The following is an 18,891-nucleotide window of genomic DNA, read 5'->3' on the forward strand; positions in this document are numbered from 1 at the left end:
TGCATAACTTAGAGTTTAAGCTCTAAATGGTATAGCGATGGTGAATGTTTTGCGTTCTATTTATACAAAAATGCCGCTAAATAAGATCATTTAGCGGCATTTAACCTTTTGAAGGCTGGAAATCGTCGAAGTTGTTACATCGGCTTAATCATTGATGCAAGAGTCGTAGCGATAGCATCAATATTTTCACCTTCTTCCCCGACTAAAATCAGGCTTGAACTCCCGACGGGCTGAACGATTCCGGTCATGCCATCCTTATTAAAGTCGGTACTTTGTTCGCTTGGAATACCAGTAATAAATAACGTTACTTTACCTTTTGGACCTTGGAACACCATATGCACCGCATTGGATTCACCAAAACCGCAGTGGTTTAGGTAGTAAACGTGATATGGAAAGTTTTCACTAAACTGGTAATGAAATGGCGACATTTTCGCATTAATTTGCGAGCTCGGTACATCCTCATCAAGATGACGAACAAACGGTTCTTCATGAATAATGTGTTTCATCGCGGTATCCGCTAAACTGGCTTGTGCTGGAGATACCAAAACATTTCCCCAGTTTACTTGGCCAACTAATAACCCTGCGGTGAACGCAATAGAAGCGGCAAGTGCCATTGCTTTGCGGACAAAGTTTGGTCTTACGACCTTCTCTTCATCAAGTGCACTCGACGTCTGGCTAAATAAAATCTTATCTGCGAGATCTTCGGGTACATCCACATTCATGGCTTGTTTAATTTTTACATCGAGATCCAAAACGTCATCAACAAACTTATTGTTGGCGTCGCTACCAGCTAAAGCTTGCAGAATCTCTTCATCCTTTTGTTTTGGATCCGACAAAATACGACGACGAAATTCTAAATCATCCATTCTTTTGTCCTCTCTTAGTATCTTGAGAATCCAACATCTCTTTAAGTTGATTACGAGCGCGAAATAGTCGAGTCATCACTGTGTTTTTATTTAAATCAAGAATGTCGCCAATTTCTTCTCCACTGAAACCACCGACAACTTGGAGAAATAAAGGCTCACGGTATTCAACATCGAGCTTCATGATCTGTGCCTGCAGCCATTCTTGCTGATGATGTGAGTCATCGCTGACTTTAGCATCATTGCCGTAATCATCGATATCAACTAAATCAAATTGTTTACGTTCGAAGCGGCGCGCATTTTCTCGTCTCAATATTGTGATGAGCCAAGACTTGGCAGCTTTTTCGTCTTGGAGGCTATCGAGTGACTTCCAAGCTCTAAGACAGGTTTCCTGAACTAGATCTTCCGCGACCGCTTTATCTTTGCACAACCAATATGCGTAGCGGTACAAGTCACGATGATACCCTCGGACGAGCGCTTCGTATTTTCTTTGCTTGTCCATATCAGAGTTGACCGGACTGTTGGAATTTTTCTTTCCAAACATTTTTAATATGGCCACAGGAGCCTCCATCCTCGCTCTGTGAGTTTCTTACTTGTTCTGAGCATGACTTTACTTGCTTCATCGCTTAGCGGTTTTGGTTGCAGGATTTGTCATGCAACCCCTTTGACACAATAAGCCATGTGGTTACCTAAAAGTGTATACGCAAATGTCAGATATCATCGAACACGAATTGATATATATTGTTAACAATATCATCATTAGTAATCAATGGCTTGGATAAGTTCACTCGATGGAGCATTAAAAGGGACTTCTGATGGTGGATTCTTGAATTGTTTTGAATCAATAATCGCTTTAGGTGAGCTTAAAACTCGTAAAATCACTATAAAATTGATCTATTTCAAAATATCAAGCAGTGAAGGGGTTATAGTACACCTTGTCATCTCGTTAGTCATTGCGACTAACATGTTGAGCAAGATGACACTTCCTTTTGAAGGCTGACTTTACTTTCTCCTAATCAGGAAACTGATTACTTTTCAATTGGCGTAAGTTAATTGTTTTATAGATATTCCGACCACACAGTTATGTGTGGTTTTTTTTTGCTTCGATTTTACTTTCCGTATACCTCTTACCGTTTTAACTCTCTATAGTTAACCATTAGTAATCGCATAAGAATCAAAGAAGTAGAGTAATTGAACTACTTGCTTCACGTTTATTTAAACGCACGTTTGATAAATTTAACAAATTCATTACAATGCATCAGGTCAGACCTCTTGTATTTAAGGAGAAACAATGGGCAAGCAGGAAGTAAAAACACGCAATGGTGAGCGTGTCGCTATTGTCGCGGGGCTTCGAACTCCCTTTGCTCGTCAAAGCACGGAATTTAGCCAAGTGCCAGCGGTCGATTTAGGGAAAATGGTAGTAAGCGAAATGCTTGCTCGAACAGATATTGATCCGAAGCTAATCGAACAAGTGGTATTTGGACAAGTAGTACAAATGCCTGAAGCGCCAAACATCGCACGAGAAATCGTGTTAGGCACCGGTATGAACATCCATACTGATGCTTACAGTGTGACTCGAGCGTGTGCGACGAGTTTTCAAGCGGCGGTTAATGTCGCAGAAAGCATCATGGCGGGAACCATCGATATTGGTATTGCTGGCGGTGCAGACTCTTCTTCCGTCCTGCCTATTGGCGTATCAAAGAAATTGGCTTCTAATCTGCTTGCTCTTAGTAAGACAAAAACAATGGGTCAGAAGCTTAGTATCCTCAAAAACTTGAGCTTTAAAGACCTGATGCCAGTGCCACCAGCAGTAGCAGAGTACTCTACGGGTTTATCCATGGGACAAACTGCAGAGCAAATGGCTAAAACACATGGTATTTCTCGCGCAGAACAGGATGCGCTTGCACATCGTTCTCATACGCTGGCTTCTCAAGCTTGGAAAGAAGGAAAAATCCAAGATGAAGTGATGACGGCTTTCCCTGAACCATACAAAAAGTGGATTTCGGAAGACAACAATATCCGTCATGACTCAACGGTTGAGGGATACGCGAAATTGCGACCTGCGTTTGATCGTCAGTATGGCAGTGTTACGGCTGCGAACAGTACGCCATTGACTGATGGTGGTGCGGCAGTGATGTTGATGCGAGAAGGTAAAGCGAAAGAGCTCGGAATGGAGATTCTTGGTTACATCCGAGGTTATGCATTCTCTGCTATCGGCGTGGAAAAGGACATGCTGATGGGGCCGACTTATGCCACAGCGAAAGTGCTTGAAAATACAGGCTTGGAACTGTCAGACCTGACGTTGATCGACATGCACGAGGCCTTTGCTGCTCAAGCATTGGCGAATGTGAAGATGTTTGCTTCCGATAAGTTTGCTCAAGAAAACCTTGGTCGCTCAAAAGCGATTGGTGAAATTGACATGGATAAGTTCAACGTGCTTGGCGGATCAATTGCTTATGGTCACCCATTTGCTGCGACTGGTGCGCGTATGATGACGCAAACCCTACGAGAGCTAAAACGCCGTGGCGGTGGTATTGCATTGAATACCGCATGTGCTGCTGGTGGTCTTGGTGCGGCAATGATTCTGGAGGTTGAGTAATGAGCGAGCAAAAAGCATTTAGTTTAAAGGTTGATGAGCAAAATATTGCTTGGTTAGCCATCGATGTTCCTAATGAAAAAATGAATACGCTGCAGGCGGCTTTTGCTGACGAAATGAAAGAAATTTTTGCTCAGCTAAAAGACTCCAGTGGTATTAAAGGGATGATCATCCACTCCCTAAAACCGGACAATTTTGTTGCGGGTGCTGATGTTCGAATGCTAGAAGCATGCACCACAGCAAGTGAAGCGGAAGCCTTAGCAAGGCAAGGTCAGGAGTTGTTCCAGCAGCTATCGGACTTACCTTATCCTGTCGTTGCGGCTATTCATGGCCCATGTTTGGGCGGTGGTTTAGAACTGGCTCTTGCATGTGATTATCGTGTTTGTACGGATTCTGACAAAACGCGTTTAGGTCTGCCAGAAGTACAACTTGGTTTATTGCCAGGTTCTGGTGGTACTCAGCGTCTGCCACGTTTGATTGGCCTGTTACCGTCGTTGGACTTGATCCTGACGGGTAAACAACTTCGTGCGAAGAAAGCTAAAAAATTGGGCGTTGTGGACGCCTGTGTGCCTGACACCATTTTGCTCGACGTAGCAAAACAGTTTATCGACAAAGGTAAAAACAAGGGCACGAAAAAGCTATCGACGAAAGAAAAGGTGATGTCTGGTAGCGGGCTAGGGCGCAAGTTTGTATTTGAGCAAGCTGCGAAGAAAACGAATCAAAAAACTCGCGGTAACTATCCAGCAACGGTTGCAATTCTAGAAGTTATTCAACATGGCTTAGAGAAAGGCTTCGCTAAAGGCCAAGAACTTGAAGCGAAGCGCTTTGGTGAGCTTGTGATGAGCTCAGAGTCAAAAGCGCTCCGTTCGATCTTCTTTGCCACAACAGAAATGAAGAAAGAAAATGGCACGGATGCGAAACCAGCACCAGTTCATAAAGTTGGTGTGCTTGGTGGTGGTCTGATGGGCGCCGGAATCAGCCATGTGTCTGTTGCAAAAGCAAAAGTACCTGTTCGCATCAAAGACGTTAGCAACGATGGCGTTTTAAATGCGCTCAACTACAACTACAAGTTATTTGAGAAACAGCGCAAACGTCGCATTCTATCCAAGGCCGATCTGCAAGCGAAAATGCTGCAACTGTCTGGTGGTGTCGACTTTACCAGTTTTAATCATATTGATGTCGTAATTGAAGCCGTTTTTGAAGACCTAGATCTTAAGCAAAAAATGGTGGCGGACATTGAAGCGAACGCTAAGACAGAAACTATCTTTGCGACCAATACTTCTTCGTTGCCTATCCACAAAATTGCAGAAAAAGCGGAGCGTCCAGAAAACGTAGTGGGTTTGCATTACTTCAGCCCGGTAGAAAAAATGCCGTTGGTGGAAGTGATTCCGCATGAAACGACGTCAGATGAAACCGTTTCAACAGTTGTTGCACTTGCTAAGAAGCAAGGTAAAACCCCGATCGTAGTGAAAGACAAAGCGGGCTTTTACGTGAACCGCATTCTTGCGCCATACATGAACGAAGCGGCGCATATTCTGCTGGCTAACGAACCGATCGAAAAGATTGATACGGCGTTGCTTGACTTTGGTTTCCCTGTCGGCCCGATTACCTTACTGGATGAAGTCGGTGTCGACATTGGCGCGAAAATTATGCCGATTCTGGTTAATGAGTTAGGTGACCGATTCAAAGGCCCGGATGTGTTTGATATCTTGTTAAATGATGGACGTAAAGGACGCAAGAGTGGTAAGGGCTTTTACACTTACAAGGGCAAGAAGAAAGATGTCGACAAATCAGTTTACAAACTGCTTAAGCTCGACCCTGAATCTAAGCTAAGCGATAACGATATTGCGTTGCGCTGTGTGCTGCCAATGTTGAATGAAGCGGTACGTTGTTTGGATGATGGCATCATTCGCTCGCCACGTGACGGTGATATTGGCGCGATATTTGGTATTGGTTTCCCACCGTTCTTGGGTGGTCCGTTCCGTTACATGGACCAATTTGGCATTAAAGAGCTCGTAGAGAAAATGAATGAGTTTGCATCGAAGTATGGCGATCGTTACGCGCCATGTGATGGTTTGCTTACTCGAGCTGGTGAAGGGACAACGTTCTATTAAACGTTGCTTCGGTAGAGAAAAAGGCTTGCCAGTGGCAAGCCTTTTTCATAAAGAAGAAATGGTTACTTCTTCTTGTCTTTCTTATCTTTATTGTGGCCTTTACCAGGGTTGTCGTCCCCATGAACGCTGCTATTACCTTTTTTGTCTTTATCATTCCACTGTTTTGAAGAGCAATCATCTGATTTGATGGATACATTGTCTCCGCTAAGGCGCACACAGTCGTCACTTAGTTCGAAGCCATCGCCTTTGACTGAGATTTCAGCGTGAGCAGATGCCAATGGCAGTATAAGAGCCACAAGTAAAAGTGCTTTTTTCATGATTACCTCATTAAGTTATTTTTAGTGCGGTAATTAGAGCATAAGCCGCAATGGCGCAATTTCAATTTTCTGCCAATTATGGTGCCGATTCAATCTATGAGACCGACAACCTCATGGGTTTGTAGGTTCATTCTAGTAATCGACAATTTTATTTCTGCGCAACTAGCTCACCCCAAGCCGCAATCTTTTGGCCGAAGTTGGAACTCTTCAATCGATCCTATTTCTTGTCCTAGATGGATGCGCGGAGCCTCCGAATGCGCTTGACCTTGAGAGTGCATGATCAAACGATTTGCAGTACGAGGTTTCAATTCGTTCACAACGAAGCGAATCATGTCTGCGCGCGTCAGCTTCTTCAACTCCGCCAGTACCTTGTCACGTTGGTTAAACTCAGTGTCCTTATTTCCTATCGCAACCCAAAGACGTTGAGCCCGTCCTCGAAGTGTGGTGTCCGGCGTTGCTATTTGGTTCCACAAGCCGCGCTTACTGCTGTGCCATTGGTAATCGTTTAACTCTAACAGCACCATATAAAAGGCATTTAAAAACTCATCGATTGAGGTAACCAGCTCGGCAGGTGCTGCATTAGGTGACTGCACATACAGTACAATACCAGGGTGACGATTTAGCGGCATATTGCCAGTGCCTACCATGTAACCTAATTGCTGCTTGGTGCGGATTTCGTGGAAAAACGTTGCCGACATAAGGTGATTGGCCAATGAGTATAGCGCGATACTACGAGGCTCAATATCCTCGCACTGGTGGTAAATAACGACCGCGGAATCTTGCTGGTTACAATGCACCTCACGTTGAAAACTGCCATTTTTACCTAGCATAATGAGCGGACGAAGTGCCTCTTCATAACGTTGCTCGTTAACTCTTAGAGCATCCTTCAAGGTCGTAGCCATGTCATGGGCTTGCTGGCGTTGCCAGTCTCCGTAAACAAACATTTCAACGTGCAGTTCTGCAAGAATGGATTCTACGAATACCGAGAGTTCATCGACTTCGATTTCTTCTAGCGCTTCGACTAAGGTTGCGAAAGGCGGGTTATTGGGTTGAAGTAACCCAGTAAGTGCGTTAAACAGCTGCGAAATAGGGCGATCTTGTGAAGCATTTCTCCAGTTTCGTAACAGTTGTTGTTTGATGGTTTCAAAGCGAGCAGGGCTGAAATCTCGAGAAGCAAAACGGTGCAGAATCATTTCTAGCAACTGAGGCAGCTTTTGACTGAACCCTGAGAGGGTTAAGGTCACGCCACCTTGGTGAGCGTACATGTTGTAACCCATCCCTGCGATTTCTGCTTGATAGGTTTCTTTTGCTAGCGAATCGAGGAACATCTCTACACATAAGCGCGTTTTGACGATGTTCTTTGGTGATGCAACGGCATGAGAGCTGTCGATAGCGACATAAACGACACCTTTAGGCACGCGAAATTCGTCATCTTGCAAATGCCACAGCCGAAACCCTTCGAGATCCTCAATCAACTCTGGCAGCGAATCACCATTTTCGAGTGGCATGGGGTCGAGGTCGTAGCAAATATAAGGGTTCTTTTTCGGTAAGACGAATTGCCAGCTTGGGTCGATTTGTTGATAGAAACGACGTTGGTCCTCACTAAAAGGTGTGACGGAGTACGGGGTAAAGTACCATTCGGCAGTACGGTTGTATTCCAGGCCTTTAGCAATCAAAGTGACGCGTACATTATCGATGGTTAAGTATCGCAGCAATGAACGCTGTAACTCCTCATCGTAGCCCGCCATTTTGTAGTCACCATAAACCGTGTCTTCCGGTTGATAGTGCTGCATGTTGATCACCAGATGGCTGACGAGATCCATTGGGCGCGATGGCTCTTGGAAGCGGAAAGCCGATTCTAATACCGCTTGTTTTTCGAGATAGCGCCATTCATCTAACCCGTCTTGTTTGATCATCGAGAGGTATTGAAAAACCGCTTGAACGATATCATCAACATGATCTAAGCCGTTTGGCGTCAGGGTGCAGCTTACGGTAAAGTCTCGGTAGTTACTGCCACTCGCGCCGCCGCCCGCTGAGAGAGAGGTAATCCAGCCTTTTTCTTTGAGTTGAAGCATCAAACTGCCTTCTCCTTCATAACCCAACAGGTGAGCAAAGTAGGAGAGTGGCTTCACGCTATAATGCGCATCCATTCCCGGCATGGGGAATGTGAGAATCAGTTTACGGAACTCTTTGAGCGGCTCGACTTGAACCAAAATGCCCGTGCTTTCCTCAGTGCCTATCGGTACATCAATCGATTTTCCACGAAGGTGGTGATTTGGGATGTCGGCAAACATGGTTTCTACCCAAGCTTGCTGTTCATCGAGCGACTGTGGCCCAAATAGAGTCAGTGTCATCAAATCGGCGGAATACTGAGAGTGGTGAAACTCCACAATTTCGTCGCGGATGGATTTACCATCTCGGTCGCCAAGAGTATCTAAGTTTCCGACAGAGAATTTTGAAAACGGGTGCTCTGGATTGATGACTTCTTTGTTAACTTGATACAGGCGACGAGAATCATCATTGAGTTTGAGCTTGTATTCGGAGTCGACAGCCTGGCGTTCTTTGTCTAATGCTTCTTCGTTAAACAAAGGTGCGGTAAAAAATTGGCTAAATCGATCTAAGGCACTTTCAAAGGCATTTGGAGCAATATTGAAAAAGAAACAAGTGTGCTCTGTACCAGTCCAAGCGTTGTTTGTTCCACCGTGTTGGCTAATATAGCTTTGAAACTCGCCCACTTTAGGGTATTTTTCCGTACCCAAAAAAAGCATGTGTTCTAAATAGTGTGCCAGACCTTGGCGATCGTTTGGGTCGTCGAAGTGTCCAACGTTCACTGCCAGAGCAGCTGCCGACTGTTGAGCTGTATCGGAATGAATCAGCAGTACACGCAGTTCATTGCTCAAGGTAATGTAGCGGTATTGATTTGAATCGTTAGGACTTAGATGCACGATGCGTCTCCAGATTTCGCATTACAGTAATTTAGGCTCCCCTCGCGGGGGGCGCAAAGTTTGCGTTTCGACAAATACTGCTTGCCGTATTTTTGTTATTCGTAGACTTCTGCACAGGCCCATCGCGTTTGCGTATGGGGAAGAACTGTTTGAGTGAATGCTCTGAACTCATTGCACAGTTAAATAGTGTGATGAACTGAGTACATTCTTTTAATAGATTGTTAAGAAAGTCGCTATCTTTAACAAGCTAATTGGTATAATGAACAGATAATTATATCAGTATTTTTGTTTCGTCATTGTTAAAGTTAGCCCCGTCTATCTAATAAAGATAGCAGTCAACCTTTTGGTAGCGTTAGCTATCCCTAGGAAATAACATGAAAATATTCATCATGCGTCACGGTGAAGCCGAGCATTTTGCAGATTCAGACGCAGCACGACAATTGACCCCAAGAGGCAGAGTCGAATCAGAAGCGGTTGCGAGAGCCTGTAAAGAACAGGGTTTTGCGCAATTCGATAAAGTGTTGGTGAGTCCGTACATTAGAGCTCAACAAACTTGGCAAGAGATCAGTGCGTATTTCTCTGCAAAAAGCATTGAAACTTGTGAAGATATTACACCTTATGGCCAGTCCGAGCATGTCTTCGATTTCGCAAGTGCATTAATCGAAGTCGAACAATTGGACTCGCTTTTGTTCGTATCGCATTTGCCTTTGGTCGGTTATCTGACTTCAGAGTTTGTAAAAGACATGACACCACCGATGTTTCCTACATCAGGGCTAGTGTGCATTGAATATGATTTACAAACACAAAATGGTGAAGTGCTTTGGCATATTACGCCATAAGTGTCTAAACCAAGATAAGCGTTTGCAAATTAGAGACAGAATAAGAAAGGCAGGAGATCCCTGCCTTTTCGTTTCGTCGTGTCTACAGCAAGCCTGTTACTTTTCAGGAATAGAAAGCAACACTAACAACGCACCATCACCACCAAATTCTAGTGGCGCTTGGTGAAAAGCCATAACGTCAGGATGCTGTGCTAACCAAAGTGGGGCTTTCTGTTTCAGGATGTGTTTCCCAATACCATGTTGCACACACGCACAATGAATCTCGTTTTTGATGCAATAGGCTATCATCGCACCAAGCTCGCGTTTTGCTTCTTGCTGTGTCATGCCGTGCATATCGAGGAACACGTCCGGTACATACACGCCACGACGTAGACGTTTGACTTCATAAGTGGAGACGTCGTCACGTGCATAACGAGTTGGACCTTCATCGTTTAATAGAGGGACAAACTCGTCTGAAAAGTAAAATTCAGAGTCACTCGCTTCACGGTTGGAGCGCTTGATTTCTTTTTGCTTAGTATTTTTTTTTGGTTGCTGGATTATGGTATCCTGTCGCAACTTTTTTACGCCCTGTACTGCTTCCTGAAACAAGGCGAAATCGTCATCGTTCTCGGTGTCTTTTTTGCTCATTAGGTAAACAATTTCATTAATAAACTTTATTGGCAGTATTGTAGCGCTTTTCGGAGGCAATTTTGGATAAGATTTTTGTAGAAGAAGCGGTATCGGAACTGCATACCCTTCAAGATATGATTCGTTGGACGGTAAGCCGCTTTAATGCAGCGAACCTGTTTTACGGTCATGGTACTGATAATGCGTGGGATGAAGCTGTTCAGCTTATCCTGCCAACCTTATACTTGCCGATTGATGTGCCTCCGCACGTATTGAACTCTCGCCTAACGACAAGCGAGCGTCTGCGTATTGTTGAGCGCGTAGTAAAACGCATCAACGAGCGTACGCCAACAGCATACCTAACAAACAAAGCATGGTTCTGCGGTCTTGAGTTCTTCGTTGATGAGCGTGTACTTGTGCCACGTTCTCCTATCGGCGAATTGATTCAAGCGGAATTCCAACCTTGGTTGGTGGAAGAGCCTACGCGCATCATGGACCTATGTACGGGTTCTGGTTGTATCGCGATTGCTTGTGCGCACGCTTTCCCTGAAGCAGAAGTGGATGCTATCGACATCTCTACAGATGCTCTACAAGTGGCTGAGCAAAACGTACAAGATCACGGCATGGAGCAGCAAGTGTTCCCAATTCGCTCTGATTTGTTCCGTGATCTTCCAAAAGAGAAATACAATCTAATCGTGTCCAACCCACCATATGTGGATGAAGAAGACATGAACAGCCTGCCAGATGAGTTCACGCATGAGCCTGAGCTTGGGCTAGCTGCGGGTACAGATGGTCTAAAACTAGTGCGTCGTATTCTTGCTAACGCGCCAGATTATCTAACAGATAACGGCATTCTTATTTGTGAAGTCGGAAACTCAATGATTCATATGATGGAACAGTACCCAGAGATTCCATTTACTTGGATTGAGTTCGAGAACGGCGGTCATGGCGTATTTATGCTAACGCGTGACCAGCTGGTTGAGTGTGCAGAAGAGTTTAAACTGTACAAAGACTAATAGAGTCTTGCACTAAACATCAAAACACCGAGCTTTATGCTCGGTGTTTTTTTTATGCATACCTCGCCGATATTAACTCTTTACATCAAAACGTAATAAAGCCACTATGAATCCACGAAGAATTGGAAAGCAGCTATGCTCTGTTTTGAGAGAGCGTGGCGATAAAAACTTGAGGAAGTAATGGCAGGAAACAGTATCGGACAACATTTCCGAGTGACGACATTCGGGGAAAGTCACGGTATCGCACTGGGATGTATCGTAGACGGATGTCCTCCGGGGTTGGAAATTACAGAAGCAGATCTACAAATCGATCTCGACCGCCGTCGTCCAGGCACATCACGTTACACCACACAACGTCGTGAACCGGATGAAGTTAAAATTCTTTCTGGCGTTTTTGAAGGCAAAACCACGGGCACATCGATCGGTTTGCTAATTGAAAACACCGATCAGCGCTCAAAAGACTACTCTGACATCAAAGATAAGTTCAGACCGGGTCATGCTGATTACACTTACCACCAAAAATATGGCATCCGCGACTATCGCGGTGGCGGCCGTTCTTCAGCTCGTGAAACCGCAATGCGTGTGGCTGCTGGTGCAATCGCGAAGAAATACTTAAAAGATGAGTTTGGTGTTGAGATTCGTGCTTACTTGTCACAAATGGGTGATGTATCTATCGACAAGGTAGATTGGAACGAAATCGAGAACAATGCATTCTTCTGCCCTGATGCTGACAAAGTAGAAGCATTTGACCAACTTATCCGTGACCTGAAAAAAGAAGGCGACTCTATTGGCGCAAAAATCCAGGTTGTGGCAACTAACGTGCCTGTTGGTCTTGGGGAACCCGTATTTGACCGTTTGGATGCAGACATCGCGCACGCACTAATGAGCATCAACGCGGTGAAAGGCGTGGAAATCGGAGACGGTTTCGACGTGGTAAACCAAAAAGGCAGTCAGCACCGTGATACGCTTGCTCCTGAAGGTTTTGGTAGTAATCATGCGGGTGGCATTCTTGGCGGTATCTCGACTGGTCAAGACATTGTCGCTAACATTGCGCTTAAGCCAACATCAAGTATCACTGTGCCGGGTGAGACCATCACAAAAGAAGGTGAACCAACTCAGTTGATCACCAAAGGTCGTCATGACCCATGTGTGGGTATTCGTGCTGTGCCTATCGCAGAAGCGATGCTGGCTATTGTGGTGATGGATCATTTACTACGCCACCGTGGTCAAAACCATGGCGTAACAACTGAAACACCGAAGATTTAAGAGCTTTGTGTCATTCCAGCGAGCTATAGCGAGACTAGGAATCTAATTTCAGCACGATGAAAAGAGAAAGAAACATCTCTGACAACAGAGTGCTCGGATAATAGATCCTGAATCATGCTCCTTCGTCGCTGTTCAGGATGACTGAATATAAAATTATGCCACTCACTGAATCGCGGGTGGCACAATTTTATCAGGCAACCTTTTTTGTTTAAGTAGTTTTTGCTTAATGAATCGAGCCTTCGGTTTCCAAATGGAAAGAAGGCAGACGCCACTTAAAGCGTACCGCAGCCATACGCAACATGTAACCAGTAACCAGTGTAATAATAGTGGCAGTGACATCGGGAACATTGAATTCTAATAGCGCTAAGTACATTCCTGATGCGATAAGAGCGACAGAAGCGTAAAGCTCTTCATGCAGTACCAATGGTGTTTGGCGACAGATTAAGTCGCGAAGTAGCCCACCGAATACACCAGTTACTAACGCTGAAACCATACAAATACCAGGGTGCAAGCCCATGCCCATCGCAATTTTTGTTCCGATGATACTAAACACGATTAAACCTAATGCATCGAGGCGAATGAACAGACCTTTCAGCTTAATCACCCATTTCGCTAAACCTGTTGTTAGCACACCTGCAACACACGTAATTGCAAGGAACTCTGGGTTTTTTACCCAACCAAGAGGGTAGTGGCCTAATAGAATGTCACGTACGGTGCCACCACCAATGGCCGTTGCGCTGGCCACCAACATAACACCAAACCAGTCCATCTTTCTTCTACCAGCACTTAACGCACCTGTCATGGCTTCAGCCGTGATACCAATGATATACAACACACTTAGCAACATAGGGAAACACTCAACGTAAAAAGTCACTACGTTCTACGAGAATCAGCGTAGGCGAAGTAACAACACTTACAAACGGTTCTATCTCTCTTAAAAAGTGATTAAAACCAGCAACATGCTTGTAATCAAACGGCTTAAAAATAGCGGTTTGAACGGCATCAAAATAAGGCGAGAGTGTAGTGGTAAATAAGTACGCTGACGAATGAGAAATTGTATGGAGAAAGCGATGTTCAGATAAATTCAACTAATAACCAAAAATGTGGGGTTGCCTTTACCTCATAGCTAAAAACAGCGACAATATGCAGCGCATGTCAAACTGAAGTACAAACTCGACGATGACCCACGAATACCAAGACTTAATCACCATTTTTAATGACACCTTTTTAGAACAATTTAATACGAAATTAGAGTTAGGTGGTGATGAGCCTATTTATCTTCCTGCTGATGATGAACACCCTCATCATCGGATTATTTTTGCTCGGGGTTTTTACGCCTCTGCTTTACACGAGATTTCGCATTGGTGTGTGGCTGGTCCAGAGCGTCGTTTGCTGGAAGATTTTGGCTATTGGTATGAACCCGATGGGCGAACAGCAGAAGTTCAAGCGGAGTTTGAGAAAGTTGAAGTGCGACCTCAAGCTTATGAATGGATTCTGGCACAAAGCGCTGGCTTCCCTTTTACGGTGAGTTGTGACAATCTACACGGCGATTTTGAACCAGATAGGCTCGGCTTTATGAAAAAAGTGCATAAAGAAGTGCTAGGTATTTTGGACGTTGGCTTGCCTTTGCGAGTGAAAATGCTTTCTGATGCCCTGCGCGCATTTTATCAAACTAAGCCACTGGAAGCGTCGGACTTTTGCGTTAAATAACCACTAATAACCTCAGAGATACACCATGATTATTGAATTTGAAGAAAAACTACTGGAACTGATTGATGCTCGAATTGAAACAGCATCTGACGATGAATTGTTTGCTGGTGGTTATTTACGTGGTCACATCTCTTTATCCGCGGCGTCTTGTGAAGAAGAAGGGATTAGCGATATTACTGAGCTGAAGTCACGCATTGAGAGCAGCTTAGAAGATGCGCGTACCGAGTTAAGCCCGGCCGATCGCGTGATTGTCAGTGATTTGTGGCAAGAGCTCCAGGCTCAGGCTTAATCCCTAAGCAGCGTTCTCCCTTTATTTAATCCTAGTCATTTACTACTTCGAAAAATTCGAACCTCTCCATAAAATTTTTGTGGTTGTAGCGAAACTGTTCAACTTTTATTCTGATCAGCATAAAACGTGAACAAAGGATTACAACCATGAAAATTGTCGCATTTGGTGCATCTACCAGCTCTACCTCAATCAACAAACTACTTGCTACATACGCAGCAAATCAAGTCGAAGGCGCTCAAGTGAATGTTCTAGACTTAAACGATTATCAAGCGCCAATGTTTAGCGAGGACAAAGAGAAAGAAATAGGTCAAGCTGAAGGGGCTGTCGCGTTTTTACGTGACTTGGCGGAGGCTGACGCTCTCGTTGTTTCCTTCGCAGAGCACAACGGTTCGTACCCAGCGGCCTATAAAAACTTGTTCGATTGGGCGACGCGCATTGAGCGTAATGTATTTCAAAACAAACCTGTCGTTTATTTAGCAACTTCCCCAGGTCCCGGTGGTGCACAAAGTGTTCTTGCGGCGGCGACAGGTTCTGCACAATTTTTTGGCGCGGATGTAAAGGCATCGTTATCGGTGCCGAGCTTCTACGAAAATTTTGACGTGGAATCGGGTAAGGTTGTAAACCCAGAAGTGGCAGAGCAAGTGAAACAGGCAGTTGCACTGCTGAAGTAATCTCAGTACGAGCAACTTAGTGAGTTAGCGATTCCCGACACGTATCTGTGTCGGGAATTAAAACGAGAGAATACTCTTACAGCTCGGTAATGGCTTTGCCTTTTCTTAGTTTACGAACCCACATTCGACTTGGGTGAAGTTCGGTTAATACATCAACAGGTAATGGCAGCGGGTCCCCACAGATCTGGGAGGCCAACACTTCAGCTAATAGTGGTGCAGAGCTCAGTCCACGAGATCCTAAACCTAAGAAGCAGAATAGGTTAGGGTACTGATGAATGGTTTCTACCTCTTCTGCTTTTTGATTTTGTAAGTTGGCGTATTGCGTTTTGATCGTCTCAAAGTCACCCACATTTCCGACAAATGGTAAGTGATCTCGGCTAACACAACGAATACCTTGGCGAGATTGATTACCAGTGATATCTACCTCTTTTGCCCATGTTTGATTCGGTACACATTTCACTAGCTTTTCCGCATTATCTTTTTGGGCGTTTTCATCAAATTCGTAGTCAAGGTGACTGCGGTCGTAGCTTGCACCGATACACAAGTGTTGATTACTTGGGTTAACAGGTGTCATGTAACCGTCGTAACACAACACCGTTTTCAGCTGACTCAGCGTTTCGGTTGCTGGCGCATGACTGACTTGTCCTTTCACTTGTCCCATTGGTAGGGAAGCGGTTTGACTCAATGTCTGGAACTCATGGCCGTTCGCAATCACAACCGTTGAGTGCTCAAATGTTTGACCACTCGCCGTTAGTAGCCAGAGCTGACGCTTTGCATCCCAATCTAATGCCTCAACATGGTGTTCAAACTTCGTTGAGAGTAACGACGTCTGCTCCAATTGTTTAATTAACCCACGAGTTAACTCGGCAGGGCACAGCCACCCTCCCATTGGGTAGTGCACAGATGCCATATCAATAGGTAACCCGATAGTGTTCGCAGTCTCCTCGGCGGACAGCTTGTGAATGAGCTCTGGTGTGAAGTTACCCGCAAGTATTTTCTCCAGTTTGTCTGTGGATTTGTCATCCCACATCAACTGAGTCACGCCACACCAGTCATGATCAAAATCGATCTCTTGTGCTGCTTGTTCAACAAACTGACGTGCGAACAAAAATGCAGGAGCAAACACTCGTGAAACACCCGTGTGCGGGCCATTAAGCAGTGGATAAACGGCTCCTTGTCGATTGCCTGAAGCTCCTTTGGCTGGTTGTTTGTCTTTACAGTAAAGGGTGACGTTTTGGCCACGACGAACTAACGTTTTCGCTAACGCCGCGCTGGCTATACCACCACCAATGATGGCTATCGAATCAAGATTGCTAGATGCTGTGCGATTGAACCAAGGGAGATGGTTCGACTGCTTTTCACGTTGCTCCATAGAGCCGGCGATCATTTCTCGTTTAGTGCCGAAACCTTTCACCTTTTTCATTGTAAAGCCAGCTTCGTTCAAACCACGACGTACAAAGCCTGCTGCGGTAAACGTGGCAACTGTACAATCTTGCTTGGCTAGCTTTGCCATGTTGTTGAACAGGCCTTGGTTCCACATCTCTGGGTTTTTGCTTGGCGCGAATCCATCTAAGAACCAAGCATCAATCAAACCTTGTTCGTTGTATGGGACTTGCGGCATGCAGTCTTTAATGTCACCAAACCAAAGGTCGAGTGTGATTGCGCCGTCTTCTAAAACAATGCGATGACACTCCGGCACAGCGGCAGGGTAGTGCTTTTGTAACTTTTCCGCGTATTCAGCTAGCTCAGGCCAAGCTTCATGCGCCTTCTTTAAATCGGCTTTGCTTAATGGGTATTTTTCAAAGCTAATAAAATGCAGCTCTTTCAATGTTGCGTCCGGATGCTGACGACGAAACTCACTAAACCACTGGCATACTGCTAAGAAGTTTAATCCCGTGCCAAATCCTGTTTCACCAATGACAAAACGTCTTTGGTCAAATTCCTGCCATCTTTCTGGGAGATGATTTTGTTTTAAGAAAACGTAGCGTGTCTCTTCAAGACCGTTTACGTTAGAGAAGTAAACATCATCAAATTGGTCTGAAACCGGAGTACCAGCTTCGTTCCAACCAAGTTCTGCGTTTTTTATTGAAGTCATAATGGTGCAAATTTGTGATTTGGCGCGGTAAGAATGGGGCGATTGTACGAATTTATGGGAAAGCTGACCACTTTTGTTGACTATCTTAGTTATCATCTAGCGGATTTTTGAATTATAGGAATGTCATAATGAAACGAGTCGTAATCACCGGTATGGGTATTGTTTCAAGTATCGGTAACAACGTCGAAGAAGTTCTAGCGTCTCTTAAAGCGGGCAAATCTGGCATCACTGCATCTGAGCAGTTCAAAGAACACGGTCTTCGTTCGCAAGTATGGGGTGACCTAAAAATCAACCCGGCGGAACACATCGACCGTAAGCAGATGCGCTTTATGGGTGATGCGGCTGCTTATGCATACCTATCAATGGAGCAGGCAATCGCAGACGCTGGTCTTACAGAAGAGCAGGTTTCAAACGATCGTACCGGTATCGTTGCAGGTTCTGGCGGTGCTTCTGCATACAATCAAACGGTAGCGACAGACACGATGCGCGCCAAAGGCGTAAAGCGAGTTGGTCCTTACATGGTTCCTCGTACTATGTCTTCTACTGTTTCTGCCTGTCTTGCTACGCCATTTAAGATTCGTGGCGTGAACTACTCAATGAGCTCTGCATGTGCAACATCTGCACACTGTATCGGCCATGCTATGGAGCTTATTCAACTAGGCAAACAAGATATTGTTTTTGCTGGTGGCGGCGAAGAGCTAGATTGGTCTCAAACTATGATGTTTGATGCGATGGGCGCACTGTCAACCAAATACAATGACACGCCAGACAAAGCATCTCGTACATACGATGCAGACCGTGACGGTTTTGTTATCTCGGGCGGCGGCGGCATGCTGGTTATTGAAGAACTAGAGCACGCACTGGCACGTGGTGCGAAAATCTACGGTGAAATCGTAGGTTACGGTGCGACATCAGATGGCTACGACATGGTAGCGCCATCAGGTGAAGGCGCAATTCGTTGTATGAAGATGGCGATGCAAGACGTTGATGGTGTGGATTACATCAACACGCACGGCACATCGACACCAGTTGGTGACGTGAAAGAGCTTGGTGCTATCCAACAATTGTTTGGTGAGAACAGCCCTGCAATCTCTGCAACAAAAGCAATGACTGGCCACGCACTCGGCGCAGCGGGCGTGCACGAAGCAATTTACTCAACACTTATGCTAGACAAAAACTTCATTGCTCCAAGCATCAATATTTCAAACTTGGACGAAGCAGCACAAGGTCTGGACATCGTGACAGAAGCACGTGATGCAGAGCTAACGACCGTAATGTCAAACAGCTTTGGCTTTGGCGGCACAAACGCAACTTTGGTTATTAAAAAGTACCAAGGTTAACTGAATTTGTTGGCGCCTTGCGAGAGTACTGTAAACGCCAACAATCCAGTTTCCAGAGCTTGATCAGTCACACTGATCGAACAGACGCAGACTCTATCCCATGGAGAGCGGGATAGGATCCTTTTGTTCTGGAACTTTGCCCGGCTATTTAGCCGGGCTTTTTCTTTTCTCTGTTTCTGCTTTTCTCTAGGCTTCCCGTCAATTGATTCTATAGAAGTTACCTC

Annotated in this window: 16 protein-coding genes; 9 read left to right on the forward strand and 7 right to left on the reverse strand. The window is 45.1% G+C overall.

Annotated elements, in window-relative coordinates; translation table 11 throughout:
- Positions 1-134 precede the first annotated feature (134 nt).
- Both R7P80_RS08085 and R7P80_RS08090 read right to left on the reverse strand, forming a co-directional pair.
- Complete coding sequence (locus R7P80_RS08085) at positions 135-866, reverse strand: DUF3379 domain-containing protein (RefSeq protein WP_225491498.1); 732 nt, start codon at positions 864-866, stop codon at positions 135-137.
- Positions 859-1,434 carry a sigma-70 family RNA polymerase sigma factor gene (locus tag R7P80_RS08090; protein WP_005380528.1) on the reverse strand — a complete coding sequence of 192 codons (576 nt, stop codon included), beginning with the start codon at positions 1,432-1,434 and terminating at the stop codon, positions 859-861. Before R7P80_RS08090 ends, R7P80_RS08085 begins: the two co-directional genes overlap by 8 nt.
- A gap of 720 nt (positions 1,435-2,154) precedes the next feature.
- Here R7P80_RS08090 and fadI point away from each other — a divergent pair.
- A complete protein-coding gene (fadI, locus tag R7P80_RS08095; RefSeq protein WP_054575365.1) occupies positions 2,155-3,462 on the forward strand; it encodes an acetyl-CoA C-acyltransferase FadI in 1,308 nt (435 codons plus the stop codon).
- Entirely contained in the window at positions 3,462-5,573 is a 2,112-nt protein-coding gene (fadJ, locus tag R7P80_RS08100) for a fatty acid oxidation complex subunit alpha FadJ (RefSeq protein ID WP_005384446.1), read from the forward strand. The genes fadI and fadJ overlap by 1 nt, the downstream gene beginning before the upstream one ends.
- A 62-nt stretch (positions 5,574-5,635) precedes the next feature.
- Here the strand turns inward: fadJ and R7P80_RS08105 are convergent, their stop codons facing one another.
- Positions 5,636-5,890, reverse strand: coding sequence for a hypothetical protein (locus R7P80_RS08105; RefSeq protein ID WP_005384444.1), 255 nt, complete (start codon positions 5,888-5,890; stop codon positions 5,636-5,638).
- A gap of 167 nt (positions 5,891-6,057) precedes the next feature.
- The gene (locus R7P80_RS08110; RefSeq protein ID WP_213874824.1) at positions 6,058-8,835 is read right to left on the reverse strand and encodes an insulinase family protein; all 2,778 of its coding nucleotides are present in this window, start codon (positions 8,833-8,835) and stop codon (positions 6,058-6,060) included.
- 374 nt (positions 8,836-9,209) lie between these two features.
- On the opposite strand from R7P80_RS08110, the gene sixA reads away from it, so the two are divergent.
- The gene (gene sixA, locus R7P80_RS08115; RefSeq protein WP_005380537.1) at positions 9,210-9,674 is read left to right on the forward strand and encodes a phosphohistidine phosphatase SixA; all 465 of its coding nucleotides are present in this window, start codon (positions 9,210-9,212) and stop codon (positions 9,672-9,674) included.
- 96 nt (positions 9,675-9,770) lie between these two features.
- Here the strand turns inward: sixA and smrB are convergent, their stop codons facing one another.
- Positions 9,771-10,301, reverse strand: coding sequence for an endonuclease SmrB (smrB, locus tag R7P80_RS08120; RefSeq protein ID WP_005380539.1), 531 nt, complete (start codon positions 10,299-10,301; stop codon positions 9,771-9,773).
- A 62-nt stretch (positions 10,302-10,363) separates the two neighbouring features.
- Between smrB and prmB the strand changes: the two genes are divergently transcribed.
- Both prmB and aroC read left to right on the forward strand, forming a co-directional pair.
- The gene (gene prmB, locus R7P80_RS08125) at positions 10,364-11,296 is read left to right on the forward strand and encodes a 50S ribosomal protein L3 N(5)-glutamine methyltransferase (RefSeq protein ID WP_005380541.1); all 933 of its coding nucleotides are present in this window, start codon (positions 10,364-10,366) and stop codon (positions 11,294-11,296) included.
- Positions 11,297-11,476: 180 nt separating this feature from the next.
- Complete coding sequence (aroC, locus tag R7P80_RS08130) at positions 11,477-12,562, forward strand: chorismate synthase (RefSeq protein WP_017820803.1); 1,086 nt, start codon at positions 11,477-11,479, stop codon at positions 12,560-12,562.
- 223 nt (positions 12,563-12,785) lie between these two features.
- Here the strand turns inward: aroC and R7P80_RS08135 are convergent, their stop codons facing one another.
- A complete protein-coding gene (locus R7P80_RS08135) occupies positions 12,786-13,409 on the reverse strand; it encodes a trimeric intracellular cation channel family protein (protein ID WP_005380544.1) in 624 nt (207 codons plus the stop codon).
- Between the two features lie 332 nt (positions 13,410-13,741).
- Here R7P80_RS08135 and R7P80_RS08140 point away from each other — a divergent pair, with 332 nt between their 5' ends.
- The 3 genes from R7P80_RS08140 to R7P80_RS08150 all read left to right on the forward strand — a co-directional run bounded on the left by R7P80_RS08140 (position 13,742) and on the right by R7P80_RS08150 (position 15,232).
- The gene (locus tag R7P80_RS08140) at positions 13,742-14,272 is read left to right on the forward strand and encodes an elongation factor P hydroxylase (protein WP_005380546.1); all 531 of its coding nucleotides are present in this window, start codon (positions 13,742-13,744) and stop codon (positions 14,270-14,272) included.
- A gap of 25 nt (positions 14,273-14,297) precedes the next feature.
- Positions 14,298-14,561 (forward strand): YfcL family protein, encoded by a 264-nt coding sequence (locus R7P80_RS08145; protein WP_005380548.1) that lies wholly within the window; start codon positions 14,298-14,300, stop codon positions 14,559-14,561.
- A gap of 146 nt (positions 14,562-14,707) precedes the next feature.
- A complete protein-coding gene (locus R7P80_RS08150) occupies positions 14,708-15,232 on the forward strand; it encodes an NADPH-dependent FMN reductase (RefSeq protein ID WP_005380552.1) in 525 nt (174 codons plus the stop codon).
- A 76-nt stretch (positions 15,233-15,308) separates the two neighbouring features.
- On the opposite strand, the gene mnmC is transcribed toward R7P80_RS08150, so the two are convergent.
- Complete coding sequence (gene mnmC / locus R7P80_RS08155) at positions 15,309-17,327, reverse strand: bifunctional tRNA (5-methylaminomethyl-2-thiouridine)(34)-methyltransferase MnmD/FAD-dependent 5-carboxymethylaminomethyl-2-thiouridine(34) oxidoreductase MnmC (protein WP_225491497.1); 2,019 nt, start codon at positions 17,325-17,327, stop codon at positions 15,309-15,311.
- A 128-nt stretch (positions 17,328-17,455) separates the two neighbouring features.
- Between mnmC and fabB the strand changes: the two genes are divergently transcribed.
- Positions 17,456-18,667: a beta-ketoacyl-ACP synthase I gene (fabB, locus tag R7P80_RS08160; protein WP_005380557.1), complete on the forward strand. Its 1,212-nt coding sequence runs from the start codon at positions 17,456-17,458 to the stop codon at positions 18,665-18,667.
- The last annotated feature ends 224 nt before the right edge of the window (positions 18,668-18,891 follow it).

Origin of the sequence: Vibrio sp. 2092 (assembly GCF_033339635.1) — a bacterium.
GTDB lineage: Bacteria > Pseudomonadota > Gammaproteobacteria > Enterobacterales > Vibrionaceae > Vibrio > Vibrio alginolyticus.

What these genes read in the sequence shown, in the direction of transcription:
- R7P80_RS08085 (WP_225491498.1), bottom strand. Translation starts at nt 866, where the DNA reads ATGGATGATTTAGAATTTCGTCGTCGTATTTTGTCGGATCCAAAACAA.
- R7P80_RS08090 (WP_005380528.1), bottom strand. Translation starts at nt 1,434, where the DNA reads ATGGAGGCTCCTGTGGCCATATTAAAAATGTTTGGAAAGAAAAATTCC.
- fadI (WP_054575365.1), top strand. Translation starts at nt 2,155, where the DNA reads ATGGGCAAGCAGGAAGTAAAAACACGCAATGGTGAGCGTGTCGCTATT.
- fadJ (WP_005384446.1), top strand. Translation starts at nt 3,462, where the DNA reads ATGAGCGAGCAAAAAGCATTTAGTTTAAAGGTTGATGAGCAAAATATT.
- R7P80_RS08105 (WP_005384444.1), bottom strand. Translation starts at nt 5,890, where the DNA reads ATGAAAAAAGCACTTTTACTTGTGGCTCTTATACTGCCATTGGCATCT.
- sixA (WP_005380537.1), top strand. Translation starts at nt 9,210, where the DNA reads ATGAAAATATTCATCATGCGTCACGGTGAAGCCGAGCATTTTGCAGAT.
- smrB (WP_005380539.1), bottom strand. Translation starts at nt 10,301, where the DNA reads ATGAGCAAAAAAGACACCGAGAACGATGACGATTTCGCCTTGTTTCAG.
- aroC (WP_017820803.1), top strand. Translation starts at nt 11,477, where the DNA reads ATGGCAGGAAACAGTATCGGACAACATTTCCGAGTGACGACATTCGGG.
- R7P80_RS08135 (WP_005380544.1), bottom strand. Translation starts at nt 13,409, where the DNA reads ATGTTGCTAAGTGTGTTGTATATCATTGGTATCACGGCTGAAGCCATG.
- R7P80_RS08140 (WP_005380546.1), top strand. Translation starts at nt 13,742, where the DNA reads ATGACCCACGAATACCAAGACTTAATCACCATTTTTAATGACACCTTT.
- R7P80_RS08145 (WP_005380548.1), top strand. Translation starts at nt 14,298, where the DNA reads ATGATTATTGAATTTGAAGAAAAACTACTGGAACTGATTGATGCTCGA.
- R7P80_RS08150 (WP_005380552.1), top strand. Translation starts at nt 14,708, where the DNA reads ATGAAAATTGTCGCATTTGGTGCATCTACCAGCTCTACCTCAATCAAC.
- mnmC (WP_225491497.1), bottom strand. Translation starts at nt 17,327, where the DNA reads ATGACTTCAATAAAAAACGCAGAACTTGGTTGGAACGAAGCTGGTACT.
- fabB (WP_005380557.1), top strand. Translation starts at nt 17,456, where the DNA reads ATGAAACGAGTCGTAATCACCGGTATGGGTATTGTTTCAAGTATCGGT.